18 protein-coding genes are annotated in these 24,793 nt (G+C 72.8%); 6 read left to right on the top strand and 12 right to left on the bottom strand.

The window, feature by feature from the left end:
• Positions 1–17: 17 nt before the first annotated feature.
• Positions 18–887 carry a 3-methyl-2-oxobutanoate hydroxymethyltransferase gene (gene panB / locus OG332_RS13265; protein WP_327413658.1) on the bottom strand — a complete coding sequence of 290 codons (870 nt, stop codon included), beginning with the start codon at positions 885–887 and terminating at the stop codon, positions 18–20.
• 287 nt (positions 888–1,174) lie between these two features.
• Between panB and OG332_RS13260 the strand changes: the two genes are divergently transcribed.
• Positions 1,175–2,203 (top strand): endonuclease/exonuclease/phosphatase family protein, encoded by a 1,029-nt coding sequence (locus tag OG332_RS13260; RefSeq protein ID WP_327413657.1) that lies wholly within the window; start codon positions 1,175–1,177, stop codon positions 2,201–2,203.
• Positions 2,204–2,276: 73 nt separating this feature from the next.
• Here OG332_RS13260 and OG332_RS13255 read toward each other — a convergent pair whose 3' ends face one another.
• The 4 genes from OG332_RS13255 to OG332_RS13240 all read right to left on the bottom strand — a co-directional run bounded on the left by OG332_RS13255 (position 2,277) and on the right by OG332_RS13240 (position 8,064).
• Positions 2,277–4,031: an NAD+ synthase gene (locus OG332_RS13255; protein WP_327413656.1), complete on the bottom strand. Its 1,755-nt coding sequence runs from the start codon at positions 4,029–4,031 to the stop codon at positions 2,277–2,279.
• Positions 4,032–4,104: 73 nt separating this feature from the next.
• A complete protein-coding gene (locus OG332_RS13250) occupies positions 4,105–5,466 on the bottom strand; it encodes a DUF4190 domain-containing protein (RefSeq protein WP_327413655.1) in 1,362 nt (453 codons plus the stop codon).
• A 187-nt stretch (positions 5,467–5,653) separates the two neighbouring features.
• Positions 5,654–7,270, bottom strand: coding sequence for a multicopper oxidase family protein (locus tag OG332_RS13245; protein WP_327413654.1), 1,617 nt, complete (start codon positions 7,268–7,270; stop codon positions 5,654–5,656).
• A gap of 242 nt (positions 7,271–7,512) precedes the next feature.
• Positions 7,513–8,064, bottom strand: a complete 552-nt coding sequence (locus OG332_RS13240; protein ID WP_327413653.1) for a hypothetical protein — start codon at positions 8,062–8,064, stop codon at positions 7,513–7,515.
• Between the two features lie 73 nt (positions 8,065–8,137).
• Between OG332_RS13240 and OG332_RS13235 the strand changes: the two genes are divergently transcribed.
• Together OG332_RS13235 and OG332_RS13230 are read left to right on the top strand one after the other, a co-directional pair.
• Positions 8,138–8,839, top strand: a complete 702-nt coding sequence (locus tag OG332_RS13235) for a DUF998 domain-containing protein (protein WP_327413652.1) — start codon at positions 8,138–8,140, stop codon at positions 8,837–8,839.
• Positions 8,840–8,982: 143 nt separating this feature from the next.
• Entirely contained in the window at positions 8,983–9,816 is an 834-nt protein-coding gene (locus OG332_RS13230; RefSeq protein WP_327419210.1) for an alpha/beta fold hydrolase, read from the top strand.
• Here the strand turns inward: OG332_RS13230 and OG332_RS13225 are convergent.
• From OG332_RS13225 to OG332_RS13210, 4 genes are all read right to left on the bottom strand, one after another.
• The gene (locus OG332_RS13225; RefSeq protein ID WP_327419209.1) at positions 9,801–10,220 is read right to left on the bottom strand and encodes a CBS domain-containing protein; all 420 of its coding nucleotides are present in this window, start codon (positions 10,218–10,220) and stop codon (positions 9,801–9,803) included. The genes OG332_RS13230 and OG332_RS13225 overlap by 16 nt on opposite strands.
• Before the next feature lie 185 nt (positions 10,221–10,405).
• Positions 10,406–11,086 (bottom strand): DUF305 domain-containing protein, encoded by a 681-nt coding sequence (locus OG332_RS13220; RefSeq protein WP_327413651.1) that lies wholly within the window; start codon positions 11,084–11,086, stop codon positions 10,406–10,408.
• A complete protein-coding gene (locus tag OG332_RS13215) occupies positions 11,083–11,784 on the bottom strand; it encodes a DUF3105 domain-containing protein (RefSeq protein WP_327413650.1) in 702 nt (233 codons plus the stop codon). Before OG332_RS13215 ends, OG332_RS13220 begins: the two co-directional genes overlap by 4 nt.
• 53 nt (positions 11,785–11,837) lie before the next feature.
• The gene (locus OG332_RS13210; RefSeq protein ID WP_327413649.1) at positions 11,838–12,251 is read right to left on the bottom strand and encodes a hypothetical protein; all 414 of its coding nucleotides are present in this window, start codon (positions 12,249–12,251) and stop codon (positions 11,838–11,840) included.
• A 172-nt stretch (positions 12,252–12,423) separates the two neighbouring features.
• Between OG332_RS13210 and OG332_RS13205 the strand changes: the two genes are divergently transcribed.
• On the top strand, positions 12,424–13,785 hold the full coding sequence (locus OG332_RS13205) for a glutamine synthetase family protein (RefSeq protein ID WP_030772013.1): 1,362 nt from the start codon (positions 12,424–12,426) through the stop codon (positions 13,783–13,785).
• 70 nt (positions 13,786–13,855) lie between these two features.
• Here OG332_RS13205 and OG332_RS13200 read toward each other — a convergent pair whose 3' ends face one another.
• The 3 genes from OG332_RS13200 to OG332_RS13190 all read right to left on the bottom strand — a co-directional run bounded on the left by OG332_RS13200 (position 13,856) and on the right by OG332_RS13190 (position 20,998).
• Positions 13,856–15,094: a hypothetical protein gene (locus OG332_RS13200; protein ID WP_327413648.1), complete on the bottom strand. Its 1,239-nt coding sequence runs from the start codon at positions 15,092–15,094 to the stop codon at positions 13,856–13,858.
• Positions 15,095–15,159: 65 nt separating this feature from the next.
• Positions 15,160–17,220, bottom strand: coding sequence for a PIG-L family deacetylase (locus tag OG332_RS13195; RefSeq protein WP_327413647.1), 2,061 nt, complete (start codon positions 17,218–17,220; stop codon positions 15,160–15,162).
• Positions 17,221–17,512: 292 nt separating this feature from the next.
• The gene (locus OG332_RS13190; protein ID WP_327413646.1) at positions 17,513–20,998 is read right to left on the bottom strand and encodes a PIG-L family deacetylase; all 3,486 of its coding nucleotides are present in this window, start codon (positions 20,996–20,998) and stop codon (positions 17,513–17,515) included.
• A gap of 169 nt (positions 20,999–21,167) precedes the next feature.
• Between OG332_RS13190 and OG332_RS13185 the strand changes: the two genes are divergently transcribed.
• Positions 21,168–24,155 carry a bifunctional [glutamine synthetase] adenylyltransferase/[glutamine synthetase]-adenylyl-L-tyrosine phosphorylase gene (locus OG332_RS13185; protein WP_327413645.1) on the top strand — a complete coding sequence of 996 codons (2,988 nt, stop codon included), beginning with the start codon at positions 21,168–21,170 and terminating at the stop codon, positions 24,153–24,155.
• A 126-nt stretch (positions 24,156–24,281) separates the two neighbouring features.
• A complete protein-coding gene (locus OG332_RS13180; protein ID WP_327413644.1) occupies positions 24,282–24,782 on the top strand; it encodes a hypothetical protein in 501 nt (166 codons plus the stop codon).
• The last annotated feature ends 11 nt before the right edge of the window (positions 24,783–24,793 follow it).

Genomic DNA, 24,793 nt, shown 5'->3' with positions numbered 1-24,793 from the left:
CGGAGCGGCCGCCCCCGTCAGTGGAAGGCGTGCTCTTCCTGCGGGAACGTTCCGCCGACCACGTCCTCGGCGAAGGCCTTCGCCGCGTCGCCCATGGTCGCCCGCAGGTTCGCGTACTGCTTCACGAACCGCGGCAGCTTTCCGCCGGCCAGGCCCATCATGTCGGTCCACACCAGCACCTGCGCGTCGCACTCCGAGCCGGCGCCGATGCCGACCGTCGGGATGTGCAGGGACCGGGTGACCTCGGCGGCCAGCTCGGCCGGGACGAGCTCCAGGACCACCGCGAAGGCGCCCGCGTCCTGCGCCGCCTTCGCGTCGCGCAGCAGCTGGTGCGCGGCCTCGTCGCCGCGGCCCTGCACCCGGTAGCCCATGGCGTTGACGGACTGCGGGGTCAGGCCCAGGTGGGACATGACGGGGATGCCCGACTGCACGATCAGCTCGGTCTGGTGCAGCGAGCGCTCGCCGCCCTCCAGCTTCACCGCTCCGACCCCGGCCTCCTTCACGAGACGGGTGGCGCTGCGCAGCGCCTGCACGGCGCCTTCCTGGTACGAGCCGAACGGCATGTCGCCGATGACCAGGGCGCGGCTCGTGCCCCGTACGACGGCCGCCGAGAGCATGGCCATCTGGTCCATCGTCACCGGGACGGTGGAGTCGTAGCCGAGGTGGCAATTGCCCATGGAGTCGCCGACGAGGATGACCGGGATGCCGGACTCGTCGAAGACGGACGCGGTCATCGCGTCGTAGGCCGTGAGCATGGGCCACTTCTCGCCGCGTTCCTTGGCGAGGGTCAGGTCGCGGACGGTGATGCGCCGGGTGCCCGTGCCTCCGTACAGGGTGGGGGAGGCCGCGGATGCGGGTTCGCGGGCAGGCGAAACGGCATGCGTCATTGCAACTGCTCCTTGTGTCATCTCGAGGCGCCCTCACGGCGTCCCCGGACTCACCCACCATGGTGGCATCCGCGGGGCCGAAGGCGGAAGTGGTGTGGGGCGCACACCGGCCCGGAGGATCCAATGTGCGCGTTTCGTGACAAGCGGAACCCCCTGCGCACGGCCGTTCGTCTTCCCGGACGTACGAGCGCGACGGACGGTCGTGACGTACGACACGGAAGGCTTCGTGCATCGCCTAGGGTCAAGGGGCGGGGACGGAGCGCGAGCACGGCAGTGAGGGCAGTGGCATGGCACAGGCGTACATGACGGAATCGGGGAACGGCGGCTCGGAGCCCGAGCCCTCCGGATCCCGCTTCCGGCGCCGGCTGGCCGAACTGAGCAAGGACCCCGGGATCTGGCGGCGCGGAGGGGTGATCGCCGCGATCGCCGTACTGATCTCGCTGGTGATGATCTTCCACGCGGAGCTGCCCAACGACGTGGGCAACCTCGGCAGCCTCACCGAGACCTTCCTGCCCTGGCTGGGCCTGGCCGTCCCGCTCCTGCTGGCCGGCGCCGTCCTGCGCAAGTCCGCGACCGCGCTCATCGCCCTCGTGCTGACGGGCGCGGTCTGGGTGAACCTCTTCGGCGGCCTGGTCACCGACAAGTCCGGCTCCGGCGGCAACCTCGTGGTCGCCACCCACAACGTCGACGCCGACAACCCCGACCCGCGCGGCACCGCCGAAGCGGTCGCCAAGTCCGGGGCCGACATCCTGGCCCTCACCGAGCTCAAGGGGAGCGCCGTCCCCGTCTACGAGAAAGCCCTGGCGGGCACGTACAAGTACCACGCGGTCGAGGGCACGGTCGGCGTGTGGAGCAAGTACCCGCTGAGCGCGAGCGCGCCCGTCGACATCAGGATGGGCTGGACCCGGGCCATGCGGGCCACCGTCGACACCCCGCACGGCAAGGTCGCGGCCTTCGTCGCGCACCTCCCCTCGGTCCGGGTCAAGATGAACGCCGGCTTCACCGCGAACCAGCGCGACGACAGCGCCGACGCGCTGGGCGCCGCGCTCGCCGCCGAACCGCTGAAGAAGGTCATCCTGCTCGGCGACCTCAACGGCACCATGAACGACCGCGCCCTGTCCGAGGTGACCTCGCAGATGCGCTCCACCCAGGGCGCGGCGGGCGACGGCTTCGGCTTCAGCTGGCCGGCGCAGTTCCCGATGGCCCGGATCGACCAGATCATGGTCCGCGGGATCCGGCCGGAGGCCTCGTGGACCCTGCCGCGCACGGGCAGCGACCACCTTCCGGTCGCCGCCCGGGTCACGGTCAAGCCCTGACCAACGCGGCTCCGGGCCCGGCAGCCGGGCCCGGAGCCGGGCCCGGAGCCGCGTGCACCAGCCGGGCGGGCCGCTACGCCTGCTCGCGCCAGCCGTTCGTGATCGGCAGCCGGCGGTCCTTGCCGAAGCCCTTCGCGGAGATCTTCGTGCCCGGCGGGTACTGGCGGCGCTTGTACTCCGCCGTGTCCACCATCCGCAGGGTCCGGGCGACCAGCTCACGGTCGAACCCGGCCTCCACGATCGCCTCCATGCCCTGGTCGCGGTCCACGTACAGGGCCAGGATCGCGTCGAGCACCGGGTAGTCCGGCAGCGAGTCGGTGTCCACCTGGCCCGGGCGCAGTTCGGCGCTCGGCGGCTTCACGATGGAGTTCTCCGGGATCGGCGGGCTCTCGCCGCGTTCGGCGGCGGCCCGGTTGCGGTACTGCGCGAGCCGGAAGACGTCCGTCTTGTAGACGTCCTTGATCGGGCCGTACGCGCCCACCGAGTCGCCGTAGAGAGTGGAGTAGCCGACGGCCAGTTCCGACTTGTTGCCCGGGGCCAGCACGATGTGGCCCTCCTGGTTGGAGACCGCCATCAGCATGGTGCCGCGCAGCCGGGACTGCAGGTTCTCCTCGGCCAGGCCGGTGAGGCCCAGCGAGCCCATGTACGCGTCGAACATCGGCTCGATCGGCACGGTCCGGAAGTTCAGGCCGGTCCGCTCGGCCAGGTCGGCCGCGTCCCCCTTGGAGTGGTCCGAGGAGTACTTCGAGGGCATCGAGACGCCGTACACGTTCTGCGCGCCGATCGCGTCGCAGGCGATGGCGGCGACGAGGGCGGAGTCGATGCCTCCGGAGAGCCCGATCAGGACGGAGCGGAACCCGTTCTTCTTGACGTACGCGCGCAGGCCCACGACCAGCGCGTCGTAGATCTCCTCGTCGTCGTCGAGGCGGTCGGCGTAACCGCCGGTGACCACGGCCTCGTACGGCTCCACCGGCTCCTCGGACAGGATCACGCGGTCGATGCGCAGCCCGTCGTCCACCACGCCCTCGGGGGCGTCGGCGCGCGCGGCGGGCAGGTCGAGGTCGACCAGGACGCAGCCCTCGGAGAACTGCGGGGCGCGGGCGATGACCTCGCCGTCGGCGTCGACGACGATCGAGTCGCCGTCGAAGACCAGCTCGTCCTGGCCGCCGATCATCGCCAGGTAGGCGAGGGTGCAGCCGGCCTCCTGGGCCCGCTTCTGGACCAGTTCGAGGCGCAGGTCGTCCTTGTTGCGCTCGTACGGTGACGCGTTGACGGAGATCAGCAGTCCGGCCCCGGCGGAGCGGGTGGCCGGGACCCGGCCGCCCTCCTGCCAGAGGTCCTCGCAGATGGCCAGGGCCACGTCGACGCCGTGCACCCGGATCACGGGCTGGGTGTCGCCCGGCACGAAGTACCGGAACTCGTCGAACACCCCGTAGTTGGGCAGGTGGTGCTTGGCGAAGCGCAGGACGACCTGCCCGCGGTGCAGCACGGCCGCCGCGTTCTCGGGGGAGCCGGCCGGCTTGCCGAGCCGGGGGACGGCCTTCTCGGTGCGGTCGAGGTAGCCGACGACGACCGGCAGTTCGCCGAGGCCCTCGGCCGCCAGCCGCTCCGCGAGCCCGCGCAGCGCGGCGCGGGAGGCCTCGACGAAGGAGCCGCGCAGGGCGAGGTCCTCGACGGGGTACCCGGTCAGCATCATCTCCGGGAACGCCACCAGGTGGGCACCCTGCTCGGCGGAGTGCCGGGTCCAGTGCACGACCGAGTCGGCGTTGGCGGCGATGTTGCCGACGTGCGAGTCGATCTGATTCAGAGCGAGGCGTAGTTGAGGCACGGGGCCCAGTCTAATCGTCTTTCTGACGCGATGTCCTGGGCCCCGCCTGTTTTCCCTTGCGGGGACTGCTTCGTCAGCCGATCGGGCCGGCGTACTTCACGTCGTCGAGCAGGGTTCCCGCGGAGATGTCCGCGGTGATGCTCTTGGTGCCCTCGGGGACCTCGAAGGCCACGATCCCGCTGGCGGACGCGCCCGGCAGGATGGACCCCTTGATCATCTTCGGAACGCCGCCGCCGGAGCCGCCGCTGTCGAAGACCATCTCGGCGGTCATCCCCTGCTCGTCGCGGACGTTGGGCATGGCGTAGATGACCTCGTGCGGCGAGGACGAACCGTTGGTGATGGTGACCGTCAGCTGGATCGCGTTCTTCACCTGCTCGCGGGCGATGATGCCCTTCGGCTCGTACTTCGTCGGCGCCGACAGGCTCACCTTGACGCCGTTCGGGTAGGTGAAGGTCTCGCCGAACGGCAGCGCGCTGGTCAGACCCGGAACCTGGGAGGGCGACCGGGAGGCGGACGGCCAGGGCTCACCGCTGGGGTAGAGGCCCTCGAGGTCCATGTCGTCCTCGCCGATGTCGATGCCCTGCTCGTGGCGACCGGAGGTGTTCTCGAGGAAGGTGGTCGTGATGAAGAAGCCGCCGATCGAGGCGGCGAGGCCGAGCACGCCGAGGGCGGTGCCGACGACCGCCATCGTCTTGTTCGGGGCGCCGTTGTTGGCGCGGACGACGGCGCCGATGCCGAGACCCGTGGCGACGACGGCCATCAGGGCGCCGGCCCAGAAGAAGAAGGGCACGACGGCGGTCATGACGCCGAAGCTGGCCACGATCACGGCGGCGACGGCCAGGCCGTTGGTGGCCGGCTTCGGCTGCGGGTAACCGCCGTACGGGCCCGCGCCGAAGCCGGGCTGGCCCCAGGCGGGGGCGCCGGGCATGCCGGGGGCGGTCGGGGCGCCCGGCACGGTCGGCGCGCCCGGGGCGGGCGTGGCGAACGGGGACGGGGTGGAGCCCGGGGCGGGCGTGGCGAACGGCGACGAGGCGGCGCCCGGGGCAGGGGTGGCGAACGGCGACGGCGCGGGCGGGGCGAACGGCGACGGGCCGGGGGCGGCCGGGGCCTCGGGGGCGGCAGAGTCCGCAGGGGCGGCCGGGGCCTCGGGGGTTGCCGGGGCGGCGGGCGCTTCGGAAGTCGCGGGAGCAGGAGTTGCCGGGGCCTCGACGGGGGCCGGTGACTCCGCGGGGGCCGGCTGCTCCGCGGCTGCCGACGCCTCGGGAGCCTCTGCGGCCGATGCCTCGGGAGCCTCGGTGGCCGCCGAGGGCGGGGTCTTGTCGAGCGACAGCGGCTGCACGGGCGCCGGTATGGAGGCCGTCTCGGGTATCGGGGTGTCCGCCGGCTCCGTCGGGGGTCCGGCGGGGGTGCTGGGCGGGTTCGGCGGGGTGCTCATACCGGCGGGGGCGTCCTTTGTCGCAGCTGCTGTGATCACCGCAAGGGTGCCATGCCCACGACCCGCGCCCATCCGAATTCCCGCCCGGCCCCCGCCCGGGGCCCGCCCGGCCCCCGCCCCGCCCCGCCCCGCCCGGGGCCCGGGTCGGCCCGCCGAAGGAGCCGGCCCGGGACCGTACGGCCGCTGCCTACAGCTGGTAGCCCAGTACCGTCATCATTCCGGACTCCGAGTGGTAGACGTTGTGGCAATGGACCATCCACAGCCCGGGGTTGTCCGCGTCGAAGTCCGCCGTCAGCCTCCCGCCCGGCAGGACGATCGCGGTGTCCTTGCGCGCCCCGCCGGCCCCTCCGCCCAGCGCGAAGGTGTGGCCGTGCAGATGCAGCGGGTGCCACATCGGCGTCGCGTTGCGGAACTCCAGCCGGACCCGCTCGCCCGCCTTCACCGGGTGCCGCTGGTCCGGTGTGTACGGCTTGCCGTCGAAGGCCCAGTTGTACCGGGTCATGGAGCCGGTCAGGCGGATCTGCACCGTACGGTCCGGCTCGCGCGAGGCCAGTACGGCCGCACCGGCGGCCTTGAACGAGTCCGCCGCCGGCGGCCGCGCGTCCAGTTCGGCCGGCCGGGTCGCGGCCGTGGGCGCCGTACCCGCCCCGGTGCGCAGCACCGCCAGCGCCGACTGGCCCTTGCCCTCGGCCAGCGCGGTGAGCGGGAACACCCCGTCCTGGGCGGTGACCAGGACGTCGTACCGCTCGCCCATGCCCAGGAGCAGCGAGCCCGTCTTCACGTGCTCCACCGGGTAGCCGTCGGTGTGCGTGACCGTCAGCTCGTGTCCGCCGAGGGCGATCCGGAAGGCGGTGTCTGCGCCGGCGTTGATGATGCGCAGCCGGATCCGGTCCCCGGGGCGGGCGGTGAAGACCGACGGGTCCTGCGCCACCCGGCCGTTGATCAGGTAGTAGGGGTAGGCGACGTCGCCCGCGTCCTTGCCGAGGATATCGCTGTCGGCGCCCATGAGGACGTGCGAGCGGCCGCCGGGGCTGCTCGCACCCGGGGCGGGCGGGGCTCCGTGCCCGGCGTGGCCGCCTCCGCCTCCGCCCCCGTTGCCGTTCCCGCTGTCGCCCATGCCCTTGCGGAGTTCGGCGAGGACGGCTTCCGGGGTGGCGCCGTCCACTCCGTCGATCCAGTCGTCCAGGACCACCACCCACTCCTTGTCGTAGGAGAGGGGTTCCTTCGGGTCCTCGATGACGAGCGGGGCGTAGAGGCCGCGGTCCTGCTGGACTCCGGTGTGCGGGTGGAACCAGTACGTCCCGGGCTGCGCGACGGCGAACTTGTACGTGAAGGATCCGCCCGGGGCGATGTCCCGCTGGGTCAGCCCGGGGACCCCGTCCATGTCGTTGCGCAGCGCGAGCCCGTGCCAGTGCAGGGAGGTGGCCTCGGGGAGGTTGTTGGCCAGGGTGAGGGAGAGGGTGCCGCCGGCGGTGGCCCGGATCTCCTGGCCCGGCAGCTTGTCCCCGTAAGCCCAGGAGCGGACGGTCCGCCCGGCGCCGAGGTCGAGCGGGGTGGCGGTGGCGGTGACCTTGACCTCGGTGAGCGGGCCGGTGGCCTTGCGGGCCGCCTCGGCGGCGCGGACCTCGGGTCCGGCCGGGTCCACGTACCCCTCGGGGCCGTCGGCGGCGGAGCCGCCGTGGTTCATGGAGCCGTGGTCCGTGCCCGAGGAACCGGATGAGCCGGAACAGGCGGCGAGCAGTCCGGAGCCGGCGAGGGCCGCGGATGCGCCGAGGACGGCGCGGCGGGTGGGGAGAGAGCGCATGGGAGCACCTCGTGGGTCTGGTGTTACGGATTCATGGGCGCGGTTCGGCGCCGCCTCGCGGGCGTACGGGCGTACGGGCGTACGGGCATGCGGGAGTACGGCATGCGGGCGTACCGGGACTGGGGCACCGCGGGCGTGCGGGTGCCTTGCGCACGGGCACGAAGGCATGCGGGCGCACAGACGTACGCGCATGCGGACGTACGGACGCATGGGCATGCGGAGGCGACGGCCGGGGGCCGGGCCTATACCCGCAGGACCGCCAGCCGGGTCAGGAGCTCGCGGGGCGAGGGCGGATCCGGGCCACCGGACCGGCCCGGTATGCGGGCCGCGCCCCCGAGCGGCGCGGCGTCGCGGGAGCCGGCCGGTCCGGCGCCGAGGTACAGCAGGACGAGCCCCGCGAGCACGGCGGAGCAGACGGACATGGGGTCCATGCCGGTACCGGGCCACTGTGTCCCGGCGGCCTGCGCCGGTTCCAGGCCCGCTTCCAGGGCCGGGGCCGGGACCGGGGCGGGTACCGGGGCCTGGGCCGGTGCGTGCGCCGGTTCCACGACCGGCAGGTGGCCCTGCTCCCGGTCCGGCGCCACCGGCACGGACGCCGGGGTGTGGTGCGCGCCACCGTCCGCCGCAGGCCCGGGCGACCCGGCCGAGGCAACGGAGTGGGCCGCGGACACGTCCTCCATGGCATGGGAGGCGGACGGATGGCCGAGGGTGTGCATGGTGACGATGCCCAGCAACAGCGCGGCGAGCAGCAGCAACCGGGACCCCGGGGCGGCTCGCTCAGCACTGCGCGTCATGGCCGGAACCCTACCCGGGGCGGGTATCCGATCATAGGACCGACCCCCGGGTCTGCTTAGGATCAGTCACACTATGTCCCCACATGGCCTCTCTCCGCGGACCGCTTGGCCGGTCGCCGTCCTGATCGGTCTCGCCGGCGCCGCCTACACCGCGTGGGTCCTCGAAGTCGTCGTCTCCACGGGCCTCAACCCCATCGAGACGTACGTCAGCGAGCTCGCCGCCCAGGACCAGCCGCTCGGCGGCCTCTTCCGGGCCACCGACTTCACCGCCGGGCTGCTCGCCTTCGCCGGCGGACTGCTGGCCCTGTTCCGGCTGCTGAAGTACGCCGAGTCGCGCCGCCTCTGGGCGGTCGTCGGCTGGGCCGGGGTCACCCTCTTCGGCGCGGCCACCGCCGCCGACGCCTGGCTGCCGCTGAGCTGCACGCCCACCGTGGACCCCGAATGCGCCGCCCTGGAGACCGCCGGCCTGGTCCCCGCCACCCACCGGGCCCATGCCGTCAGCAGCAGCCTCGCCATGACCGGTGCCCTCGTCGGCCTGGTGGCCCTGACCGTCGCCGCCCGCCGCTACGGCTGGTTCGCCCCGCTCGCCCGCTACGGCCCCGCCCTCGTCGCCCTCGAACTGCTCGCCACCGCGTGGACGCTGACCGCCATCGCCATGTTCACCGCGGGGCACGGGACCTGGGCCCTCGGCGCCGGGCAGCGGCTCCAGGTGCTGCTCGTGGCGCTCTGGCTCGGCCTGCTCGCCTACTCGGTCCACAAGGAAGGCCGTACGTGACGCCGCCCGTGCCGGGCCCCGAGCCACGGCCCGAGCCGCCGCGCGTGCCGCCGTACGCGACTGCCTACGCGGACTCGCACGCGACTCCGTACGCGGCTTCGTACCCGGCTTCGTACGCGCGCGCCACCGGCCGGTTCGTCCGCGTGGACGGGGTGCCGCTGCACGTCGTCGTCGAGGGCCGGGGGCCCGTGTGCGTGCTCAGCGCCGGGCTCGCCATGGCCTGGTTCGACTGGGACCCGGTCGCCGAGCTGCTCGCCGCCGCGGGCCGCACCGTCCGCTTCGACCGGCCCGGCCACGGCCTCAGCGGCCCGGCCGTCGAGCCGCCGACCACCGCCGGGGAGGCCCACCGGATCGCCGGCCTGCTGGACGCGCTGGGCTTCACCGGCCCGGTCACCGTCGTCGGGCACTCGATCGCCGCGTTCCACGCCGAGGCCTTCGCCCGCCTGTACCCGCGGCGCACCGCCGCCCTGGTCCTCCTCGACGGCAGCGTCGAGGAAGACCCCCGTACGGTGCTGCCCGCCGCGCTCCGCACCGGCGCCGCCCGTGCGCTCGGCCGGGCGGTGACCGCCGCCGGGCTGCCGGCCGCCCTGGGGCCGCTGGCCCGGCGCGCCACCGTACGGGCCTCCCGCACCGGCGGTCCCGACCCGGCCGCACGGGACCTCGTACGCCGCTGCTACCGCACCGGCCGCGTCTGGCGCGGCGCCCTGCTGGAGAACTCCCGCTACCCGGACATGGCCGCCGAGCTGCTCGCCCTGCGCGGGACGCACCCGCTGGCCGCCCCCGCCACCGTCCTCGCCGGTCACGGCGGCTCGGCCGGGCGGTCCGCCCTGCGCTGGCTGGCCCGCCAGGCGGACCTCGCCGACGTGCTGGGGGCCCGCTTCGAGGTCGCCGAGCCCTCCGGGCACCTGGTCATGCTCGACCGCCCGGACCAGGTGGCCCGGGCGGTCCGCGAAGCCGGCGGTCAGCTCCTCGCGTAGACCTTCTCGGCCCAGCCCGCGATCTGCTCCTCGGAGAGGTGCTTGGCCAGGTCGGCCTCGCTGATCATGCCGACCAGCTTCTTGTTCCTGATCACCGGCAGCCGGCGGATCTGGTGGCTCTGCATCTCCTCCAGCACCTCGGAGACGTCCGCGCCCGCGTCGATCCAGCGCGGCGTTCCCCGGGCCATGTCACCGGCCGTGATCTTCGACGGGTCGTGGCCCTTGGCCACGCAGCCGACCACGATGTCGCGGTCGGTCAGGATCCCGCAGAGCCGTTCGTCGGAGTCGCTGATGGGCAGCGCGCCCACATTCAGCTGACTCATCAGCTGGGCGGCCCGGTCCAGGGTCTCGTTGGCGGGGATCCACTGGGCCCCCTTGTGCATGATCTCTCCGGCGGTGGTCATCGCATCAACCTCCTGAGCGCCGTACGAGCGGCGGGGCGCGGCTGCGCCCGCCTCGGCGCCCCCCGCCCAGGGCTCGTCGTGCGACTCCACGCGCGGGAGCGCGGGAGCACACGCCCGTACGGGTGAGAGGGCGCCCTCTCACCACCGTACGGGCGTGTCCCGGCACTCGCGCGGCGCGTCTCCCGTCACCCGCGCGGCGCAGCCCCGCGCTTCCCCAGCATGTCCGCCATCAGGGTGAGCTCCGAGCGCTGCGCGTCGACCATGCCCTGGGCCAGCGCCCGCTCGACCGGGGTCACGCACTGCTGCGCACAGCCCTCGGCCATCGCGACGCCGCCCTTGTGGTGGTCGGTCATCAGCTGGAGGAAGAGCACCTCGGCGTCCCGCCCGGAGGCGGCTCCCAGCTGCTCCAGCTCCTCCTTGGTGGCCATGCCGGGCATCAGCGCGCCGGGCTTGGCGGCGCCGTGGCCCGCATGGTCTCCGTGGCCTCCCGAGGTCCCCATCCAGGACATCGGGGGCTCGTCGGCCACCACCTTCGGCAGCCCCCACAGGTCCAGCCAGCCGAGCAGCATGCCCCGCTGGTTGGCCTGGGTGTTGGCGATGTCGAAGGCGAGGGTGCGTACCGGCTCGTCCCCGGTGCGGTCCCGCACGATGAAGGACATCTCCACCACCTGCTGGTGATGCACCGCCATGTCCCGGGCGAAGCCGGCGTCCGGGGAGTGGAGCCCCGGGGTGGCGGGGGCGGGCCGGGGGCGCGCCGCACCGGGATCGCCGTTCGCGGCGGCGACCGTGGCCGCCGCCGCGAACAGCAGCGCCAGCAGGACGGCCGTGCCCGCGACCCAGTACGTACGGGGCGTGCGGCCGGTCACTTGGCGGCCAGCCCGCTCGTGCAGGCCGCGCCCGGTTCCGGGGTCTGCTCGCCCTGCACGTACTTGGTGAAGAACTGCTTCACCCGCGGGTCGTCCGCCGTCTCCACGGTCAGCTGCTTGCCCCACGCGCTGAGCATGATCGCCCCGGTCTGCTCCTTGATCGGGCTCATCAGCGTGTACGGGGTCTTGCCGACGGTCGCGGCGAGCTTGTCCACGTCGGCCTTGGCGGCCTTCTCGTTGTACGTGACCCAGACGGCCCCGTGCTCCAGCGAGTGCACGGCGTTCACCTCGGGCAGCGGGTTCTTGTAGACGTCGCCGTTGCAGTTCATCCAGCGGGGGTGGTGGTCACCGCCGACCGGGGGGTTCGTCTCGTACTTCACCGGGGTCTCGACGTGGTTGCGGCCCAGGTTCTTCGCGTCCCAGACCTGCTCGCCCTCCACCGGCTTCTTGCGGACCTCCTCGGCCTCCTTGCGGATCTGCTCCGCGGCCTCCTTCTTGCGCTGCTCGGTCTGCTTCTGGTCGATCAGCACCCAGGCGCCGAAACCGACCAGACCGGCGACGATGACCGTCGAGGTCGTGATCGCGATGGCCTTGTTGCGCCGCTCCCGGATCTTGTCGGCGCGGCGCATCTCGGCTATGCGCGCCTGGCGGGAGTGCGGGTCGGTGTTCTCGTGGGTCCTGCCGGACTTGCTGGCCATGTGCCCTGGTTCCTTCTGCTGAGGGGGGTGGGTGGAACGCAAAACCGGACCCGTCAGGTCCGCAGCACTTGGAGGGCATGCAGGTCGGGGGCGCGCGCGAGCGGCTCGGGCGGCCGGGTCCGGCCCGCCCCGGAGGCCTCGGCGGCGGGCGGCGGCTCGCCGCCCGGTACGGTTACGGCGGGCGGCGGTACGGGCAGGACGCCCGGGGGCACGTGCGCGAGGGAGGAGCAGCCGGGCAGGTCGTACGGGGACGCGCAGACGGCGTGCGTCGTGCCGTGGGCCCCCGGCTCGGCCTGCACGCCTGCCGGCGCGGGCGCGGAGACGGAGGGCTCGCCCGACCGGGACGCGCACAGGAACAGCGCGCCGGTCAGCACCCCGACCAGCGCGCCGAAGACCGTCAGGAGGAGGGCGCGCCGAAGCCCGGGACGTCCCCGACGCCCCGGCTGTACGTACTGCAGGCCCCCCATGGGCGCAGATGGTAATGCTCATGACCGCTCCGAGGTCAGTGCGGGGGTGCCGTGAGCTTTCCCGGGTGCGTAATGTGGCGGAAACCACCACTGGCGATACTGGGCCGGCCCGACTGTGCCCCGACCCGTGAGGCGGTGGTGCACAGGTCGTCTGAACTGCGAGGATGAAGGTATGGACAAGCAGCAGGAATTCGTCCTCCGGACGCTTGAGGAGCGCGACATCCGCTTCGTGCGCCTGTGGTTCACCGACGTACTGGGCTTCCTCAAGTCCGTCGCGGTCGCCCCCGCGGAGCTGGAGCAGGCCTTCGACGAGGGGATCGGCTTCGACGGCTCCGCGATCGAGGGCTTCGCACGGGTCTACGAGTCCGACATGATCGCCAAGCCGGACCCGAGCACGTTCCAGATACTGCCGTGGCGCGCCGAGGCCCCCGGGACCGCCCGGATGTTCTGCGACATCCTCATGCCGGACGGCTCCCCGTCCTTCGCGGACCCGCGCTACGTCCTCAAGCGCATCCTGGCGAAGACCTCCGACCTGGGCTTCACCTTCTACACCCACCCGGAGATCGAGTTCTTCCTGCTGAAGGACAAGCCGCTGGACGGCACCCGCCCGGTCCCGGCCGACAACTCCGGCTACTTCGACCACACCCCGCAGAACGTGGGAATGGACTTCCGCCGCCAGGCGATCACCATGCTCGAATCGATGGGCATCTCGGTCGAGTTCAGCCACCACGAGGGCGCCCCCGGCCAGCAGGAGATCGACCTCCGCTACGCCGACGCCCTCTCCACGGCCGACAACATCATGACCTTCCGCCTGGTCATGAAGCAGGTGGCCCTCGAGCAGGGCGTCCAGGCCACCTTCATGCCGAAGCCGTTCTCGGAATACCCCGGCTCGGGCATGCACACCCACCTCTCCCTCTTCGAGGGTGACCGCAACGCCTTCTACGAGTCGGGCGCCGAGTACCAGCTCTCCAAGGTCGGCCGCTCCTTCATCGCGGGCCTGCTGCGCCACGCCGCCGAGACGGCAGCGGTCACCAACCAGTGGGTCAACTCCTACAAGCGCATCTGGGGCGGCTCCTCCCGCAGCGCCGGCGCGGGCGGCGAGGCCCCCTCGTACATCTGCTGGGGCCACAACAACCGCTCCGCCCTGATCCGCGTCCCGATGTACAAGCCGGGCAAGACGGGCTCCTCCCGCGTCGAGGTCCGCTCGATCGACTCCGGCGCCAACCCGTACCTCACCTACGCCGTCCTCCTCGCGGCCGGCCTCAAGGGCATCGAGGAGGGCTACGAACTCCCGGCGGGCGCCGACGACGACGTCTGGGCCCTCTCCGACGCCGAACGCCGCGCCATGGGCATCGAACCCCTCCCGCAGAACCTCGGCGAGGCCATCTCCCTGATGGAACGCAGCGAACTGGTCGCCGAAACCCTCGGCGAACACGTCTTCGACTTCTTCCTCCGCAACAAGAAGCAGGAGTGGGAGGAGTACCGCTCGGAGGTCACGGCCTTCGAACTCCGCAAGAACCTCCCGGTCCTGTGACCGTCGGCCGCTGACACGGCCAATGGAGCGGCCCCCGACCTTGGTCGGGGGCCGCTTGTTCTTGACGGCTTCACTCGGCTCGGGAAGGTGGGATCCCTGGGCGCGGCTCCCCGTCGGGAGTGGCTTCCCCACGAGGGGGCGGCAGTTCGGGTCGGTCCGTCTCGCCGCCGGACAACATGATCGGGGGGCTGATCTCGTCCCCGAAGTCAGGAACGTTCTGAACGATGGCTATGAGGTTGCCGATGGCTGACCCGAGGTGCTCGCTTCTCCAGCGCAGGACGCCTTGGAGCCGCATCAACGCCGCGGTCAGCTCGGTGTCGCCGGCTCTCTCCGAGTTTTCGATCAGGAGGACGAGGTCCTCTTGGATGTCCGGGTCCCTCGGCAGGTCGGGAATCTCCGCGTCATGCGTGGCCAGGCAGCGCACGATGTAGGCCAGCTGGTCGATCCCCTCGTACTCGCCCCTCTGTACCGCTCCCTGCCCCCAGAGGACATAGCCGACCATCCATGCGTGCAGGGAGAAGAGCCAGTTCCGAGCCTGCCGGCGGGCCTCTTGTGTCTTCTCGCTCATCAGCGGAGAACCGAGATGCCGAACGGTGATGACACCGGCTGCGAGGGCGAAGGTCGCACCGCTGAGGGCGAGGGCGTCTTCGATGCTCTGGCCGAAGCCCAGGTAACTCGTGGCCATGGTCAACAGACCCGTGGCCAGCGAATTGACCGCGTCCTGGAGCAGCCGGTAGCGCTCGGCGCGGGCGTCGTCCGACATCCCGTGGAGGATCTCGTTCGCCATCTCGATGCGGATGGCTTCCTCGTCATCGGACGGCCCGCGCGAGTCGATCAGGAGCCCGTAGGTGGCCACTGAGAACCGTCGGCCGAACAGGGCCGCCCGCTGAGGACCGGGCGGGACACCCGCGAGGTCGAGGGCTTCGCCTCCTTTCTCGCTCTCGGCGACCCGCTGCCCCCAGAGGGTGAGACGCCTGAAGAACGTGGTGTTCATGCCGTCACGCCACTCCGGGAACCGGATGCCGTGGGTCACGTTTTCCTGGATCCGGCGCCGCATGCCTCTCATGAGCCCGCGGCTGCGTTCCTCCGGGATCTCGACGTAGTCCAGCTCGTCACACAACAGCTTCGCTGCCTGAGAGATGGTGGACGGGATCGGATGGTCCCGCTTGCGGCCCGGATAGAGGGCCTCGACAACTGCTCGGTATCGGATGTCGGCCAGTAGGGATCGCTGGTGGATCACGCGCTTCGCGATCTTGAAACCGCGATACGCCCCCCTACCAGTCCGCCCGGCCTCCCCCAAGGTGGTCATGAGTCAACAGGCTAGTGATGAAAGCCACTTGTGCGCCAATCAATCAAGCAAACCAAGGTGTCGGCTCAGCGGACCGCGCGGTGCCAGGTGGGGCGAGTGGGGGTGGTGGGGGCTGTCGTGGTGTGGAGTTCGGCGTCCAGGCCCAGGACGGCTGTTGTCGTGGTGCCGGTGGGTTCGAGGACGGCCGAGGGGGCGCCTGCGAAGAGCATGCGGGATTCCACCCAGGCAGGGGGGCCGCCGAGGCCCGTGGTGCTGATGGTGCCGCTCTCGCCGCGGCCCGCGACGAGGCGGCCCGCGGCGCCGACCGCGCCGTAGCCGGCCCGGCCGCCCGCCTCGGCGACGCTGGAGACCTGGGGCCTGGCCGCCGGGCCCGCCGTGATCAGGGCGGTGCGTACGACGCCGGAGTCCGGGCGGCGGAAGTACAGGCGGACGCCCGCGCCGTCCGGGGAGGCGGAGAGGGGGACCGTCGTTGCGGGCAGGCCCGTCGGCGAGGGTCCGGCCAGTGCGGAGCCCGGGGCGGGCTGGGTCCAGGCCAGGACCGACTTGGTGGTGGTGGCGTACACGTGGCGCCGGCCGGCGGTGTCGACCGCCGTCACCGGGTCGCCCTGCAGGTCCTCGCCGCCCAGGCGCTGCCAGGGGGAGAAGCCGCCGTCCGGGAGCTGGGCCGTGGCGCGCAGGGTGCGGCGGGAGTCGCGCACGTAGACCGTGAGGAGGCCCTGCGCGTCCACGGCGGCTGCCGGGGCGCTGATCGCCGAGGTGCCCTCCTGGTCGGTCCGTTCGGGGGTGCCGAGCGACTGCCACGGCCCGAACGGACCGTCGGGCGCGGACTGGACGGCGTACACGACGTCGCGCCGGTAGTCGGTGGGCGCGGAGCCGAAGCCGGTGCGGGTGGCGAGGACGGCGATGCGCCCGTCGGGGAGGCGGGCGGTGGCCGCGCCCGGGTCGATGCCCGTGCCCGGGAGGAGGACCGGGCCCGCCCAGTCGCCGCCGGGTCCCCGCGTCCAGTACGCCATCTGGCCGTCGAGCGCGGCGAACGCCCAGAGGCGGCCGGGCGTTCCCTGCGTCAGCCAGGAAGTGCTGTCGGCGCGGGTGTAGCGCAGCGACTGGGCCCAGTTGCGCCCGGTCGGGTTGCCCGCGACCTTGCGGTCGCCGCACCCCGAGGGGCTGCCGCAGTGGTCCTGGTGGTCCTGCCAGGCGTAGGTCCGCAGGTAGCCGGTCTTCGTCTCGGCCGTCTGCGGGTCGAGCGAGTGGGGGAGGGTGCTGTTGTGGTAGCCGAGGTAGCTCTGCACCGAGAAGCGGGGGCGGCGCTGGACCTGGGCGGCGTAGGCGGCGGTGGCGGCCTGTACGAAGCGCGCCCCGTACATGTGGTCCTGGTGGTCGGTGTACCGGCCGTTGTCCCCGTACCGGTTCGGCGTCGGGTCCTGCATCCGTATCGTCGTCGGCCGGTACCGGTCCAGGACTCCGGCCATCGACTGGACGAGCTGGTCCTTCGTGTACGAGAACGGCTGCTTGACCGGGGTGCCGGAGGTCAGCTGGGAGTCCAGCGCGGTTATCCGGCCGTCCCACAGGCCGCGCAGGCTCTCGGGGGTGTCCCCGCCGGTGCTGCGGGCCTCGCGCAGCATCAGCCACACCAGGTTGACCTGCGGCTTCGCTATGAGGACGTCGAGCTCGGCCCGGCCGCCACCGTCGGTGGGTATGACCGTGCGCTTCCACGCGCTGGTGCGGTCGCCGGTGGCCATCTGCGCGTACGCGGAGCGGATGCCGTTCTGCCGGGCCTCCGCGTAGTGGGTGCGGTCGGCGGGCTGCTCGGGGTCCTTGACCGCGCCGCCGCCGGCCTCGTTGCGGCCGTCGGACTCGCCGGAGGTGAGGTACGCGGTGGTGACCTGGGTGCCGGCCAGCAGGGAACGGCTGAGGTCCGGGTTCATGAAGAAGAGGTCGTCGTCGGGGTGCGCGACGATCTGGACGACCGACCCGGTGGTGACGCTCGCGGGCAGGACGGCGGTCGGGCCCTTCTCCTGGGTGGCCTCGGCCGAGGTCTGCTGGCCGGTGGCCACGGAGAGCACGCCGGTGGCGCCGGCTGTCAGCACGGTGAGCAGGGCCGCGAAGCGGCGACGGGTCACGGGCATCGGGTCACGCCTTGGGTTCGGTCGGGGCGGAGAAACCGCTTGAGCAGTCAGAGAGAGGCCAAATCGGGGAACTTGGTTCACCGATTCGGCCGATGACTGCCACTTTCCGAAAGCGACCGGATGTGACGGTGTCCTATTGGGGTTTTGATCCCGGTATGCGACCCGAATGTGGAGGCACTTCGTCCGCCTCTGGCCCCTTTCCGCGAGGCCCCTTTCTGCGGGGTTCCTTCAACAGGCCCGTTCAACAGGCCCGTTCAACAGGCCCCTTCCCCAGGCCCCTTCTACGGCCCTCCTACGGGGCCGTGTTGCGCGGCCCCACCGGCTGCCACGGCGCCAGGTGCGCGTCCGGCGCGTCGGCCGACGAGGTCACGTACAGCCGTGCGTCGAGCCCCACCACCGCCAGGCTGACCATGCTCTTCCCAGTCATCACGGAGGAGGGCGCGCCGACGAACATCAGCGGCGACCGCTCCCACGGCCGGCCCGGGCCGATCTCCGTGCCCAGCTGCCCGCCCGCCGAGCGGCCCGCCAGCACGTGACCGCTCGCCGTCACCGAGCCGAAGCCCTGGAGCCCTCCGAGGTCGGTCATGTTGTTCAGCTTCAGCCCGCCGTCGCCCGTCATCAGGGCCGTACGGACGTTGCCCGACCCGGGCTTGCGGAACCACAGCCGCACCCCGCCCTCGCGTCCCTCCGCGGTCAGCGGGAGCGTGGTGTCCGGCAGCCCCGTGGGCGTGACCGGGCCCAGCGGGGCACCCGGCTTCGGCTGCACCCAGCCCACCACCGTCTTGGAGGTGGCGGAGAAGACCATGCGCCGCCCGGCGCCGTCGGTCGCCGTGGCCGGAGTGCCGTGCAGATCGGCGCCGCCGTACTTCTCCCAGGGCCCCCAACCGCCGTCCGCGCGTTGCACCCGGCCGCGCAGGGTGTACGAACCGTCGCGGACGTACGCCGCCAACTGGCCCGTGCCGTCGATCGAGACGGCCGGGGAGCTGATGTCGGAGGTCCAGGTCTCGTCCGCGGTCTCGGGGGTGCCGAGCGACTGCCACTCCCCGAACTCCTTGGCCCCCGCCGCCTTCTGGACGCTGTGGACGACCTCGCGCTTGTAGTCGGTGGGCTTCGCGCCGAAGGAGGTGCGGGTGCCGAAGACCGCTATCCGGCCGTCCTTGAGGGTGACGGTGCCGACGCCCGGATCCATGCCGGTGCCGGGCAGCAGGTCCGGCCCGGTCCAGCGGCCGACCAGACCGGGCCGGTGCCAGACCGCGACCTGGCCGTCGAGCACCTTGAAGGCCCACAGCCCGTGCTCCTTGTCGGAGGTCAGCCAGGTGGTGCTGTTGCCGCGGGCGTAGTTGATGGAGTCCGACCACCGGTTGCCGGCCGGATGGTCGGCGACCTTGAGGTCGCCGCAGCCCGCGTCGCTGCCGCAGTGGTTCTGCCGGTCGAGCCAGGCATAGGTGTCCAGGATGTCCAGCTTCTCCTTGGCCTCGTCCGGGTCCAGCGCGCTGGGGAGGGAGCCGTTGAAGTAGCCGAGGTAGTTCTGCACCGCGAAGTGCGGGCGGTCCTTGACGTCCTTCGCGTAGGCGGCGGTGGCCAGTTGCACGAAGCGGGCGCCGTAGAAGTGGTCCTGGTGGTCGGTGTACCGCTTGGTGTCGGGGAGGCGGCCGGGTGTCGGGTCCTGGGAGCGGACGGTGGTCGGCTTGTACTGCTCCAGCACGCCGACGAGGGTCTGGACGACCTGGTCCTTCGAGTACGAGAACCTCTGCTTGACCGGGGATCCGGAGGCGAGCATCGAATCCAGCCGGGCGACCTTGCCGTCCCACAGGCCGTGCAGGCTCTCCGGGACGTCGGCGAAGGTGTTGCCGGCCTCGCGGAGCTGCAGCCAGACCAGGTTGACCTCGGGCTTGGCGACGAGGACGTCGACCTCGGCGTGGCCGCCGCCCTTCGTCGGGACGACGCTGCGCTTCCAGGCGCTGCTGCGGTCGCCGGTGGCCATCTTGGCGTAGGCGGCGCGGATGCCGTTCTGGCGGGCCTCGGCGTAGGCGGCCTTGTCGGGGGTGGTGGTGGCCTCCTTGGCGGCGCCCGCGTTGATGCCGTCCGCCTCGCCGGAGGTGAGGTAGACCGAGGTCACGGGGTGACCGGTGGATATGGAGTAACGGAGGTCCGGATTCATGAAGTACAGGTCGTCGTCGGGGTGCGCGATGATCTGGAGCACCCGGCCGGGGTCCGGGGCGTCGGCGACGGCCGCGGGGGCGGAGGCCGCGCTGTCGGGGTCGGTGGGGGAGGCGAGGCCGTCGAGGGCCGCGTTGCCGCGGAGCACGAGCATGCTGCAGGCGGCGGTGGCGGCGCAGAAGGCGACGGTCTTGACGAGGCGGGCCCGGTGGTGGCGGGGGTTGGGCGCTTCGCGGTCGCCCGCCGCCGCCTCGGGACCGGGCCCGTCCGCGCCGCCGGAGCCGTCCTTGCCGCGGGCGCGGCGGCGCCCGCGTGCGGTCCGCGGCGCGGCGGGGGCCTCCGCGCGGCCGCGCCGGCCGCCGCCACCGGTACCTTCGGCCTCACGGGCCGCCCGCGCGGCCTTCCGCCCGCCGGCCGGATCCTCGGCCTCCAGAACCTCGCCCTCCGGATCCTCCGGGGCCTCCTGGGCCTCATCGGGCCGGCGGGCCTGGCGGGGCGGGGTTTCCCGCGGGACCTGCTGTTGCCGGTGAGCCGGGGCCTGCTCGGCCCGGGGAGAGGGGTAGGCGTGCGGGGTCGGCTCCGCGTCATGGTGCAGGTCGGCCTGGTGGGACGGGTGGGTCTGCTGGGGCCCGTGGGCCTGGGCCGCTCCCGCCTGGTGGGGCACGGACGCGTGGGGGGCCTGCCCGGCCTCGGGGTGCGGGTCGGCCTGTCGGGTCTGCCGGGGCCCGCAGGTCTCGGGCTCGCGGGCCTGCTGGGGCGCGTAGGGCTCGCTCGCCTGGTAGGGCAGGCGGGGGTGTTGGGTCTGCTGGGTTCCGTGAGGCGGGTACGCGTGGGCCTCGGCCTCGTGTGGCGGGTACGCGTGAGCGTCGGATCCGTGAGGCGGGTAGGCCTGCTCGGCCTCGTGAGGCCCATGGGCCTGGTAGGCGTGTTGGGTCGGGTCGGCCTGGTGGTACGCGTGGGCCTGCTGGGTTTGCTGGGGCCCGTGGGCCCGGGCCTCCCCGGCCTGGTGGGGCAAGTGGCCGTGCCGGCCCGGCTCTGTCCCCTGGTACGGGTGGGCCTGCGGGTCCTGTTGGGACTGCCGGGGCCGGTACGCCTGGTTCTCCCCGGCCTGCTGAGGCCCGTACGTCTCGGGCTGGTACGCCTCGGGCCCGTACGCCTCGGGCCCGCCCGTCTGGTGGGTCAGGTGGGAGTGCTGGGCCTGCTGGGCCCCGTGCGGCTGGGATGCGTGGGCCTCGACCCCGTGCGGCGGGTAGGCCTGTTCGGCCTCGTGAGGCCAGTGGGCCCGGTAGGCGTGCTGGGTCGGCCCCGCCCTGTGGTGCGGAGAGGCCTGCTGGGTCGGGTCGGTCTGGGGGTACGGGTAGGCCTGTTGGGGCTGTTGAGGTGCGTAGGCATGGCCGGGCTCGTCGTGCGCGCAGGCGCGCTCGGCCTCGTGCGGTGCGTGGCCAGGCTCGGGCTGGTGCAACGCGTAAGGGTGTTGGTGTTGGTGAGAGTGGTGGGTCGGGTGGGGCTGGAGGGGATCGGCCTGGTAGGTCTGGTAGGTCCGGTCCTCGGGCCCGTCGGGCGACGGCCAGGCCTCCGGCCGGCCGTTCCGGCCGGGGCGGGGGTGTCCGTCGGACATGGGGCTCCTCCTGGCCGGTCGGCGGGGAGCGGGCCCCATCACACACCAAATATTCGGATAATCCGATAATCCCCGTCATGGTACTGCCGGTGAGTCGAACGCCTGCTCCGGCTACGCTCACCACAGGCACGCCAGGGCAGTGGCAGCGACAACCGCAGGAGGCGGCGGGATGACAGTCCCGGGACGCAGGAGCAGCACCTTCATCCGGCTGCTCCGCAGCGGTTTCACCGACCCGTCCGCCGCCGCCCGGCTGCTCGACGCCGAAGCGCTGGCGGCCGTACGCGCCGATCCGGTGCTGCTCGACGCCCTCGGGGCGACCGCCGACCCCGACCTCGCCCTCCTCGGACTCGTCCGCCTCGCAGAGGCGCAGCCGTCCGGCGAGCTCCCCGGCCTCCTCGACACCCTCGTCAGCGCCAAACCGCTGCGCGACCGCCTCCTCGGCGTGCTCGGCGCCTCCGAGGCCCTCGGCGACCACCTCGCCCGCCATCCCCGCGACTGGCTGACCCTCGTCACCTACGAGGCCGCCGACCTGCACCCCGGACTCCCCGAGTTCGAGCGCGGGCTCGCGGACGCGCACGACCCCGTCGCCCTGCGCGTCGCCTACCGCCGCTGCCTGCTCTCCATCGCCGCCCGCGACGTCTGCGGCACCATCGACGTCGCCGAGACCGCCGCCGAGCTCGCCGACCTCGCCACCGCCACCCTGCGCGCGGCGCTGCGCATCGCCTCCGCCGCCGCCCCCGAGGACGCGGCGCAGTGCCGCCTCGCCGTCATCGCGATGGGCAAGTGCGGCGGCAACGAGCTCAACTACGTCTCCGACGTCGACGTGATCTTCGTCGGTGAGGCGGTCAACGGCACCGACGAGGGCAAGGGCATCCAGGCCGCCACGCGCCTGGCCTCCCACCTCATGCGGATCTGCTCCGAGACCACCGTCGAGGGCACCATCTGGCCCGTCGACGCCAACCTCCGCCCCGAGGGCCGCAACGGGCCCCTCGTCCGCACCCTCGCCTCCCACATCGCCTACTACCAGCGCTGGGCCAAGACCTGGGAGTTCCAGGCCCTCCTCAAGGCCCGCGCCGTGGCCGGCGACCCCGACCTCGGCGGTCAGTACGTCGACGCCATAACGCCCCTGGTCTGGCAGGCCGCCGAGCGCGAGAACTTCGTGCCCGACGTCCAGAAGATGCGCCGCCGCGTCGTCGACAACATCCCCGCCGCCCAGGTCGACCGCGAGCTCAAGCTCGGCCCGGGCGGCCTGCGCGACGTCGAGTTCGCCGTCCAGCTGCTCCAGCTCGTGCACGGCCGCAGCGATGCGACCCTGCACTCCGGCACCACCCTCGACGCCCTGCACGCCCTCGCCGCCGGCGGCTACGTCGGGCGCGCCGACGCCGCCCAACTGCACGACGCGTACCGCTTCCTGCGCGCCATGGAGCACCGCATCCAGCTCTACCGGCTGCGCCGCACCCACCTCGTCCCCGAGGACGAGAACGACCTGCGGCGCCTGGGCCGCTCCATGGGCCTGCGCACCGAGCCCGTCGCCGAACTCAACAAGGCCTGGCGCCGGCACGCCTCCGTCGTCCGCCGCCTGCACGAGAAGCTCTTCTACCGGCCGCTGCTCGACGCCGTCGCCCAGCTCACCCCCGGCGAGACCCGGCTCTCCCCGCGCGCCGCGGGCCAGCGCCTCGAAGCCCTCGGGTACGCCGACCCGGCCGCCGCCCTGCGCCACCTCGAAGCGCTCGCCTCCGGCGTCACCCGCAAGGCCGCCATCCAGCGCACCCTGCTGCCGGTGATGCTCGGCTGGTTCGCCGACTCCGCCGATCCGGACGCCGGCCTGCTGAACTTCCGCAAGGTCTCCGACGCCCTCGGCAAGACCCCCTGGTACCTGCGGCTGCTGCGCGACGAGGGCGCCGCCGCCGAGAACCTCGCCCGCGTCCTGTCCGCCGGCCGCCTCGCCCCCGACCTGCTGATGCGCGCTCCCGAGGCCGTGGCCCTGCTGGGCGACCCCGAGGGCCTGCAGCCCCGTACGCACGAGGCCCTCGAACAGGAGGTCATGGCCGCCGTCGGACGCGCCGAAACCGCCGAGGCCGGCGTCGCCGCCGCCCGCGGTGTGCGCCGCCGCGAGCTCTTCCGCACGACGGCGGCCGACATCATCGGCTCGTACGGTACGGAGGACAATCCGGCCGAGGATGACCACGGCGCCCTCGTCGACCGGGTCGGCGGCGCCGTCTCCGACCTCACGGCCGCCACCGTCGCCGGAGCCCTGCGCGCCGCCGTCCAGAACCACTACGGCGACATGCTGCCCACCCGCTTCGCCGTGATCGGCGTCGGCCGCTTCGGCGGGCACGAGCTCGGCTACGGATCCGACGCCGACGTCCTCTTCGTCCACGAACCCCGCGAGGGCGTCGACGAACAGGAGGCCGCCAAGGCCGCCCAGACCGTCATCGCCGAGATGCGCCGGCTGCTCCAGCTGCCCACCGCCGACCCGCCGCTCCTCATCGACGCCGACCTGCGCCCCGAAGGCCGCTCCGGCCCGCTGGCGCGCACGTTCTCCTCCTACGCCGCCTACTACCGGCGCTGGTCCCTGACCTGGGAGAGCCAGGCCCTGCTGCGCGCCGAACCCGTCGCGGGCGACGCCGACCTCGGCAGCCGCTTCATCGAGCTCGTCGACCCGCTGCGCTACCCGATGGAAGGCCTCGGCGAGGACGCCGTACGCGAGATCCGCCGGCTCAAGGCCCGCATGGAGTCGGAGCGGCTGCCGCGCGGCGCCGACCCGACCCTGCACACCAAACTCGGCCGCGGCGGCCTCAGCGACGTCGAGTGGACCGTGCAGCTGATCCAGATGCAGCACGCCTGGGCCGAACCGGGCCTGCGGACCACCCGTACCCGCGAGGCGCTCGCGGCCGCCCACGCGGCCGGACTGATCCCGACCGACGAGGCGCAGATCCTCGACGAGGCCTGGGTCCTGGCGACCCGGGTCCGCAACGCTGTGATGCTGGTCCGCGGCCGCGCCGGGGACACCTTCCCGTCGGAGGCCCGCGAACTCGGGGCGGTCGGCCGCTACCTCGGATACGCCGAAGGCACGGTCGGGGAGATGCTGGACGACTACCGGCGCATCACCCGCCGTGCGCGGGCGGTGGTCGACGAGCTGTTCTACGGCGCGTAGCCGCTCCCGGGGGCACGGTCGGATGCCGCCCGGGGCCGGGGGTCGGGGCGCCCAACTGGCCGCCAGGCTCTGGCCGATGCGTTCGCATTTGCATATGATCACCCTCAACTACGGGGAGGCGTGAGCATGTCAGATGATCTCGGCCAGGTGGGTATGCGGTTAAACAGCGGGCCGCCGGTGGGCCCGTACGCTCCGGGCGTCACCGCACCGCCGCCCGGCCCGTACGCTCCGGGCGTCACCGCGCCGTCGGTGGTTCCGTACGCTCCGGGGGTCACCCCGCCGTCGTCGGGGCTGTTCACTCCGGGCGGCTCCAAGGACTTCGCCTCGACGCCCGCGGAGAAGAGGGCGGCGGCGGAAACGATCGAGAACGAGCTGGAGCACGCCACCAAGACGGCCGCGGAACACGCGGACGACGCCACCGGCAACGCCCAGAAGGGCTTCGAGGGCTGGGAGACGGCCGCCGGCCTGAAGAAGGTGGCGGACACGTGGGACCAGCAGGTGAAGACCTTGATGGGCCGCCTCGCCGGGGAGAAGACCGCGCTGCGCGGCGCCTCGGGCTACATCACCCGCAACGACACCGGGCTCGGCAACCAGTTCCTGTCGCAGTCGCAACTGCACGGCGTGTAGGGGGCTGCGGT

This window comes from Streptomyces sp. NBC_01233 (assembly GCF_035989305.1).
Classification (GTDB): domain Bacteria; phylum Actinomycetota; class Actinomycetes; order Streptomycetales; family Streptomycetaceae; genus Streptomyces.
The sequence above is the reverse complement of the archived record's forward strand: the minus strand, read 5'-3'. Positions and strand labels throughout refer to the sequence as shown.